Raw genomic sequence first — 7,510 nt, forward strand, 5'->3', positions numbered from 1 at the left:
CCCTCCTCACGGGCGTCAAAGACCCTCAGCGGCACGACGTCGGCAATCGGCTCACAGGCATCCTCATCGGTCTCGGTCCCGTCGTCGGCCGTCTGCGGGACAGCTGGCTCGGGAGGGCCGGGGCGGGGCCAGGCGGGCTGGGCGGTTGCCCGGGTGCGAGCGGCGACCTTCGGCCCGCGGTTTCGGCCGCGGCGGACCGGCTTGGCCGGGGCGGCTTCCTCCGGACCGGTGCCCGCTCGCTCCAGGAGGTCGTTGACCGCCTCGGCAACGGCGTCCTCAATGACCGGGCCGCCCCGCTCGCGCAGGTTGCGCACCTCGTGGTCCCAGGCGAGTTCCCCGAAGGGCGTGGCGGTGGTCGACAGCAACCGCCAGGGGACGGTGATCCAGCGGCCCTCGTGGTGATCGCGCAGCCAGAGAAGCCGGATGTCGTAGGGGTCATGACGGACCTCCCACCGGTTCTTCCGCTCGGTGATCCCGGACTTCACCCGGCGCAGTCCGTTCAGCTCGTCGCAGTCGTAGATGCGGTGGTTGACCTTGATGCCCGTAGGAGTTGACGGCCTGCCAGCGGGTCGGCAGCAGTTCCAGATAGTCCTCCGCGCTCAGCGCGAGCGGCAGATAGCCGGCCGTCTCCACCAGCGCCGCGTACTTCTCGTTCGGGGAGAACATCCGTCCCGGCGCCAGCGGGTCCCGCAGCCCGTCATGGGCCCTGGCCTGCCAGCACGAACTGATCCACTCTTCGAGAAGTTCCTGGAGCTGGTGCAGCGACCACAACGGCGCGTCCTCGACCTTGCGGCCCCGGTGCTCGGCCGAGCGGCCGGTGTACCCGCTGATGAACTGAGCGAGCAATGAGGCTGCCGAGCCCAGAGTTCTTTCGATATGGGGCTTGTGGGTCGGAGTGCGGCGGCGCGTGGATCACCTCGGTGCCGAACGCGTTGCAGGCAGTATGGAAGTTCCTCGACAAGAACGCCTTCCCGCCGTCCACCACGATCGCCTCCGGGATGATCAGAGGGACCGCCGCCGCGTGCCGCAGCCGGTCATCCACCGACAGCAGCCGCTGGTAGGGCAGCGCGGAGTGCTCCATCCGCAAAGCCTCCGGCCAGCCCGGACGCATCGGCGCCGGAGTCACCGAACGGGCCAACAACAGGGCCGCATCCACCGACTTCGTCGTCGGCCGCAGCACCGCCGCCGTGATCGACCGGGTGGCGACATCGACCATGCCGACCAGCTCGCACCGGTCCACCACCCCGTTGTCCAGCCGCACCAGCACGTCGAACGGCGTGGAATCAATCTCCATAAGCTCGCCCGGCCGGCAGACCGTGACCTGGTCGAAGGCCCCGTCGGGCTGGCTTGCCAGCGAGCGGCGGGTGCGGGCCGAACCGGTCGTGTGCCGCCCTGCTTCCAACCGGTTGAACAGGCGGTAGAACGTCGCCCGCGACGGCATCGTAACCGGCGGCCCGTCCAACCCCTTCACCGCCCGCCCGACCCGTGTGAAGTAGTAGCTGACGGTGCGGGTCGAGCCGTCCGCGGCCTGGTTCATCAGCTTCCGCAGCTCGTCCACGACTCTGGGGTCCACCTGCCCTCGTGCCGGACGGCGCGGAGCGTGACGCCCGTCCACCATGCCCAGCACTCCGCGTTTCTGGTAGCGCTGGCGGCGGCGCCGCACCGTGTGACGGCTCACCGGGTGCCCCAACTCCGCCGACAGCTCAGCGGCCTTGGCCGTCTCCCGGTCGGCCAGCGACCGGGAGGCCGGGTCGTACTCGGGCCGCGGGGCTGTGCCCGCCGGGGCGTCCGGAGCCATTCCGGTCAGGACCTCGGTCATGTGCCGGTGCCACCACAGGGCCTTCTCCGCCAGACCGGCCTCCAGCCCGTCCAGCAGCCCAGGCGGCAGCAGCCGACCCGGTCCGGAGCCGACCACCTCGAAGCCGGGCGCAGTCATCAGCGTCGGCAGATGCATCGCGCTGGACTGCCCCAGCCCGTCCGCGAGCCGCACCAGCATCCCGCTGATGCCCACGACCGTGTGCACCGCGCCGTCGAACCGCACCCGGTCCCCGGGCCGGACCACGGGAGGCCGCCGGACCGCGCTCACCGAACCCGCTCCGCCGGTTCGACCATGCTGTCGGGTCCCAACATCCCCTTGTCCAGGTCGACATGCAGGAGCCGTCGCCAGAGCAGGTGGTAGAGGACAGGTAACACGACCAGCCGGTCGCCGACCCTGCCCGCCCCCGCGAGCAGCGATTCAGGAGCGGCGAACACCTCCAGCAGGGCCTGCCGCAGCTCCGGCCGGTCGTAGCGGGGATGGCGGTAACCCGCCAGCCACTTCACATTCGCCAGCAGCACCGCATCCACCGCCCCGACCCGCGCAAACCGCCATCCGGCCAGCTCACAAGCCCGCGCGGTCGCCGCGAACGCCTCCGCGTCATCCGGCTCAATGCGGTCGTCCGGCCGGACGTCGACCACCAGGCCCTCCCCGTCCGCGCGGCGGGCAAAGAAGTCCGGCACGTGCCCGCGACGCCCCCGGCGAGTGGACCAGAACAGCCGGAACGGCTGGGCAGCCAGCCCCCTCACCTGCGGATCGAAGTCCAGCAACATCGCGTGGTGCCGCTCAAGATGCGACTCCACCAGTAGCGGACCCAGCGTCGTCGCGGCCCAGTACTGCCGTGTCACCGACTTCTGCCCCGGATAAGTCCGCACCGTACGAACCGGCGGCAGCCGCCCGAACGGCTCCGTCCAGCTCTCGGCCAGCCCAACCCGACGGCGTACGCCATCAGCATCGACGTACTCGACCTCGAACGCCTCGGGCCCCTCAGGCAAAGCCACCTCGACACCCCCTCCGCGCTGTACGGACGCTGATCACGAGGGAGCCACAGCAACAGCGGAGACGGCCAGGGAAACCGCCCCAAACCGCCCTCACGGGCGAAAGTCATGTGAGACGGAACGGCCCCGCGAACACGAACCGCGGAGACAAACCAGTACGGCGGACACGACCCAGTGAGACTCGTCGCGTCACGTCAGCCCGCACGGACACCGCCAGATGAGACCAGCAGCGAATCCGACAAGACACCGTGAGAAAGAGACGGGATCACCTGAGACGGGACACGAGCCTTGACGTACGAGCACGTCTCGCCGTTAGTGATCGTGCTTCGTACTCGCAGAAATGAGTAGTCCTGAGAGACCACGGCCCCCCATCGGATCATGTCCGCTTTGCCCCCGATCTTCGTTCGCATAACCTCTCGCAAAACAGCCTTCGCGCAAAGCCCCTCGCGATAGGTTCTGCGACATGCCAGACCTTGCCGAACCAGCCGCCGCCGTCGAACAGTTCGACTGCCCGACCTGTGAAGTGCCGCCGGAAGCACCTGCCGCACCCGCGGCGGCAAGGTCGCCCCGAAGTACCACACCCCCCGCTTCATGCTCGTCCCCCAGCTCCGCGCCGAGCTCGAAGTCCGTACCCCCGCCGACCGCGGCCCCGGCCGCGTGTGGGAGAGGGGCCCGGCCATCGACGCCGCCGCGCCGGGGGCCACCACGAAGCCCACGAGGGTTGGCTACGCGAGGTGCAGCACCGCCCAGCAGGAACTCGGGTGCCGGTAAGAACGCTGTCACCAGCCGCAAACGGCGGTGACCTTGCGAGGGGTGTCACCCGTGTGGGTGAGTCCGGGGTCGTACAACTGCGCGGGGTGAGGCCCCGAGAGGACGATCGACAACCGTGGCCCGTACCCCTTTGGACCTGGGCGACCTGGTCGAGCACTGGACGCTGTTGAAGGACGAGCAGGGGCTCGTGTCCGGCAAGCGCGGTGCGACGCGACTGGGCTTCGCCGTGTTGCTGAAGTTCTATACGCAGTACGGCCGGTTTCCCCGGGGCCGGTTCGAGTTGCCGGGCGAGGCGGTGGAGTTCGTCGCCCGGCAGGTGCAGGTACCCGCCGCCGAGCTGCCCGCTATCTGCGACTGCGGGACCTTCAGCGGGAGATCGAGGAGGGCCTGAACGTGATGAGTCCTCCAACGGCGCGAACTGCGTGATCGCCTACGGCAAGGGTGGGAGATCGCTTCCACCCGGCGCGACGAGCAGGAGATGTTCGTGCTGTGCCTGCGGATTCTGCAATCGGCCCTGGTGTACGTGAACACCCTGATGCTCCAAGACATCCTCGGCGAACCGGAGTGGGCGGATCTCCTCACACCCGCCGACCGGCGCGGCCTGACCCCGCTGTTCTGGTCCCACGTCCGGTCCTACGGTGAGGTGAACCTCGATATGGGCGCCCGCCTCCACCTCGCCGCGGCTTCCGTACCGGGCCCCCGGGCCCAGGCCGACCAGGCCGAGCGATCCGTCGCGGAGAACGCGGTACCTGCGCCTGTACAGTCGAAGCGGCGTCCGAAGCCACCTCTTATGGCTTCGGACGCCGCTTATTCGTGGTGCGCTGTCGCGTCAGGTGGTCGGCTCGGTCTCGGCGTGCTTGAGATCGAACCTGACGAACTCGATCTGGGCGACGGGGATCATCAGCTCGTCGGCTGTCGTTGGATGAAGTGGTCGCGGCGGCGAGCGCGGTTCGCGGCCGAGTTCGAACGCGTTCTGCGTTGCTGTCACCGCCTTCTCGTCGATCAGTGCCTTGCTCATGCGACCGAGACGCAGGGCGTGAGCATTCTCAGCCCTGCCTGCGAGTCAGCTTTCGTCCGATTGGAAGAAGCGCGGGCTGTTTCCCCGGTCTGCGCAGTCGGTCGAGCAGGCCAGGTCGCGTTGTGCCTGGAGCTGGGCCAGGCGAGTGCTCAGCGCGCGGGTGATGTGCTGGTAGCTGTCGCTGCCCAGAGTGAGGCGCAGCGGGGCGGGTTCTTCAACGACGCTGGCGATCATTGCGTCGACCATCTTGCCTGGGTCGCCCGGCGAGTGGAGCGAGGTGTCGTCGAGGATGTCATTGATCCTGCGGGAGGGTGAGGCGTCATAGGCGGGGATACGGGGCCCGACTCTCGCGCTCCTGTTACGGAAGCCGGTGCGCGCGCTGCCGGGTTCGACGATCGTGCAGCCGATCCCGAACACTGCCACCTCCTGCGCAACCGTCTCCATGAACCCTTCGATGCCCCACTTCGTTGCGTGATAGAGCGAGCTGCCGGGAATCGTCACCTGGCCTCCGAGGCTGGAGACCTGGAGGATGCGGCCGTGACCCTGCTCGCGCATGTGGGGAAGGACCGCGCGAACGAGCTGGATTGATCCGATCAAATTGGTGTTGATCTGGTGGCGGACCTGCTCGTCGGTTACCTCCTCGGCGGCGCCCAGCAGCCCGTAGCCGGCGTTGCTGACGACCACGTCGATGTGGCCCATCGCGGCCCAGGCGGCGTCGGCCGTCGGCCGGATCTCGCCGGTATGTGTCAGGTCGAGAGCGGCGAGCCACAGCCGGTCGCCGTATTGCGCCTTGAGGTCGTCGGCGGCTGAGAGGTCCCGAAGTGTGCCAGCGACACGATCGCCGGTAGTGAGCAGCTTTTCCGTCATCAGGCGGCCGAAGCCGCTACTGATGCCGGTGATGAACCAGGTTTTCATGGGTGGTTTTCTCCCGCGGGGTGAAGCGGTGGGAGGACGTCCCGCCACGCGTGCGCCTAGCGCTTGTCGACGACGAGGCGGCCGTTCAGGATCACTGTGCTGAGGTCGCGAAGGTTGCCGACGTCCGCAGTGGGATCAGCGTTCAGCACGAGCAGGTCGGCGCGCTTACCGGGGGTCACCGTGCCGAGGTCGGGGCGGACACACTGCCGCGACGCGCCGCTGGTGCCTGCGGCGAGCACCTGGGTGGGCGTCAGCCCGGCCGCCACCATGAGTTCGGCCTCTTCGAGAGTGTTGGCTCCGAACAGGCCCCGACCGCTGAAGGTGTCGCTGCCCAGTGCGATGTGCACGCCGGCCTCGGCGACCTTCTTGAGATTGCCGCGGGCGTCCGGGTGAGCATCGTCGATCCAAAGTGTGGGCGTGTAGGTGATGTCATGTTCGAGCATCAGATCGATGAGCGAGTGGTCGGTGAGGGGCTCGACGGTGACACCGTGCTCCAGGCCGTCCGCCCCGGCCTTGATCGCCTCGCGTGCTGCGGCTTGCTGGGTGGTGTGGACGGTAACCCGAAGGCCCCGCTCATGCCCGGTCTCGATGCCCGCCCGAAGGAGATCGAGGGGAAGCCGTTCCAACTCGACGGCATCCGGAAAGGCAGGGTTCTGCCAGAGGTACTTCGGCCCGCCGGAGTGTGCGCACGCGCCTTCCGACAAGAGTTTGATCGCGTCCACCTTGCGGTCGGCGAGATGGTGCACCAGGTCGCGGATCTGCTGCACGCTGTCGACCTCTCCCGTGAAGCGCTCGCGCGCCCAGGGGTTGCCGCTGAAGACAGTGGCGGCGGGATGCCCGTCGCGTCCGGTGATACCGCAACCGGTCGCCAGCAGTCGCGGTCCCCGCAGCGCGCCCGCGGCGATTTTCGCCCGCGTGTCCAGAATTCCGCCCGTCGGATCGCCCACCGACTTGATGGTGGTGATCCCGTGGTCGAGGAACAGCCCGAGCCTTCCGGGAAGCTCGTTCTCCTCGAAGGCCCGCATCGAATCCGGATCGGAGACCGCGCGCACGTCGTAGAAGTGGATATGAGTGTCGATCAGGCCCGGCATCACCCATCCTTCGGCCGCATCCACCTCCTGTCCGCCCCTGAGCGGCTCGGCCGAGACGGAAGCGATCTCTCCGCCGTTGATGGCGACGTCATACAGACCGGCGAGCGCCTGGCGGCCGTCGAAGACATGTGCGCGACTGATCACGAGGTCGTAGGTCGCAGGGCCGCGGGCTTCGGTGCTCGCTGGTGCTTCGGATTTCTGGGGCACTGCTCTCACTCCTGGTGCGTTCTGAGTGGGTGTTCGGGCTGTGGTGCACGCGGATGGATCGTGGAGCCGCTGACATCGGGAGCTGAGAGGGTCCCGGAGCGCCCCCGGAAAAACTGTGACTAAACCAGTTACAGTTAAGTTGTGCGTCATGGCGCAGGGTGCGTATGTGTGCCTGATCAGTGACGCCTCGGTTCGTTGCCGGAGGCCAGTATCCGCTCCAGCAGGCCGGCGATCGTCGTCCTGCCGAGTTGCTCCTCCAGAGCTCGTTCCGCGCTCCGGAACTCGACGTCAAGCAGGTCGCCGATGTCGCGTCCGATCTCGCACGCGACGCTGGGCGGATGGGCATGCCGCGAGAAGACCTGCCCGTCCTCGACGGCCGCGTACGCGTCGTAGAGCGTGATGTCCCGCGGGGTGCGAGCGAGGGACCAGCCCCCCGATCGACCCTCGGTGGACCACACCAGATCAGCGTCCCGCAGGCGGCCGAGAACGCGCCGTACGAGGACCGGATTGCTGTCAAGGCTTTCCGCGATCTCGGCGGAAGTCAGCGAGCCCCCACGCCGGTTGGCCAGCATTGCGAGCGCGTGAATCGCGACCGCGCTCCTACCGCTGAGCCCCGCCATCTGCTACTCCTTACTGTCATCGGCTAACTGCAACCATAGCAGTTTCAGTTGGATCGATAATCAACCGAGTTGCC

Annotated in this window: 8 protein-coding genes and 3 pseudogenes; 3 read left to right on the top strand and 8 right to left on the bottom strand. The window is 68.0% G+C overall.

The genetic code is table 11. From position 1 onward, the window contains the following. From NQU54_RS49640 to NQU54_RS47660, 4 genes and pseudogenes are all read right to left on the bottom strand, one after another. Window positions 1-485 (bottom strand): annotated as a pseudogene (locus NQU54_RS49640) (integrase); the annotation flags it as partial. Beyond that, window positions 436-666, bottom strand: a complete 231-nt coding sequence (locus NQU54_RS49645; protein ID WP_306279849.1) for a hypothetical protein — start codon at window positions 664-666, stop codon at window positions 436-438. The gene NQU54_RS49645 and the pseudogene NQU54_RS49640, both read right to left, overlap by 50 nt. Window positions 667-697: 31 nt before the next feature. Further along, a complete protein-coding gene (locus NQU54_RS49650; protein ID WP_306279850.1) occupies window positions 698-2,086 on the bottom strand; it encodes a hypothetical protein in 1,389 nt (462 codons plus the stop codon). After that, complete coding sequence (locus NQU54_RS47660; protein WP_257636504.1) at window positions 2,083-2,817, bottom strand: TnsA-like heteromeric transposase endonuclease subunit; 735 nt, start codon at window positions 2,815-2,817, stop codon at window positions 2,083-2,085. The genes NQU54_RS49650 and NQU54_RS47660 overlap by 4 nt, the downstream gene beginning before the upstream one ends. A 573-nt stretch (window positions 2,818-3,390) precedes the next feature. Here NQU54_RS47660 and NQU54_RS50630 point away from each other — a divergent pair. The 3 genes and pseudogenes from NQU54_RS50630 to NQU54_RS50485 all read left to right on the top strand — a co-directional run. After that, window positions 3,391-3,585 (top strand): annotated as a pseudogene (locus tag NQU54_RS50630) (recombinase family protein); the annotation flags it as partial. A 115-nt stretch (window positions 3,586-3,700) separates the two neighbouring features. Then, the gene (locus NQU54_RS47665) at window positions 3,701-3,976 is read left to right on the top strand and encodes a DUF4158 domain-containing protein (protein ID WP_257636505.1); all 276 of its coding nucleotides are present in this window, start codon (window positions 3,701-3,703) and stop codon (window positions 3,974-3,976) included. Window positions 3,977-4,063: 87 nt separating this feature from the next. Next, window positions 4,064-4,168 (top strand): annotated as a pseudogene (locus NQU54_RS50485) (hypothetical protein); the annotation flags it as partial. 246 nt (window positions 4,169-4,414) lie between these two features. Here NQU54_RS50485 and NQU54_RS47670 read toward each other — a convergent pair. The 4 genes from NQU54_RS47670 to NQU54_RS47685 all read right to left on the bottom strand — a co-directional run bounded on the left by NQU54_RS47670 (window position 4,415) and on the right by NQU54_RS47685 (window position 7,436). Continuing rightward, window positions 4,415-4,603 carry a hypothetical protein gene (locus NQU54_RS47670; protein ID WP_257636506.1) on the bottom strand — a complete coding sequence of 63 codons (189 nt, stop codon included), beginning with the start codon at window positions 4,601-4,603 and terminating at the stop codon, window positions 4,415-4,417. 45 nt (window positions 4,604-4,648) lie between these two features. Beyond that, entirely contained in the window at window positions 4,649-5,518 is an 870-nt protein-coding gene (locus NQU54_RS47675; RefSeq protein WP_257636507.1) for an SDR family oxidoreductase, read from the bottom strand. Between the two features lie 56 nt (window positions 5,519-5,574). Then, complete coding sequence (locus NQU54_RS47680) at window positions 5,575-6,816, bottom strand: amidohydrolase family protein (RefSeq protein ID WP_372506431.1); 1,242 nt, start codon at window positions 6,814-6,816, stop codon at window positions 5,575-5,577. A gap of 176 nt (window positions 6,817-6,992) precedes the next feature. Continuing rightward, window positions 6,993-7,436: an Rrf2 family transcriptional regulator gene (locus NQU54_RS47685; RefSeq protein ID WP_257636509.1), complete on the bottom strand. Its 444-nt coding sequence runs from the start codon at window positions 7,434-7,436 to the stop codon at window positions 6,993-6,995. Window positions 7,437-7,510 lie beyond the last annotated feature (74 nt).

Origin of the sequence: Streptomyces malaysiensis subsp. samsunensis (assembly GCF_024519315.1) — a bacterium.
Classification (GTDB): Bacteria; Actinomycetota; Actinomycetes; order Streptomycetales; family Streptomycetaceae; genus Streptomyces; species Streptomyces malaysiensis.

Bases quoted from the DNA above. Each gene is read 5' to 3' on its own strand.
- NQU54_RS47670 (WP_257636506.1), bottom strand. From the start codon at position 4,603: ATGAGCAAGGCACTGATCGACGAGAAGGCGGTGACAGCAACGCAGAAC.
- NQU54_RS47685 (WP_257636509.1), bottom strand. From the start codon at position 7,436: ATGGCGGGGCTCAGCGGTAGGAGCGCGGTCGCGATTCACGCGCTCGCA.
- NQU54_RS49645 (WP_306279849.1), bottom strand. From the start codon at position 666: ATGTTCTCCCCGAACGAGAAGTACGCGGCGCTGGTGGAGACGGCCGGC.
- NQU54_RS47675 (WP_257636507.1), bottom strand. From the start codon at position 5,518: ATGAAAACCTGGTTCATCACCGGCATCAGTAGCGGCTTCGGCCGCCTG.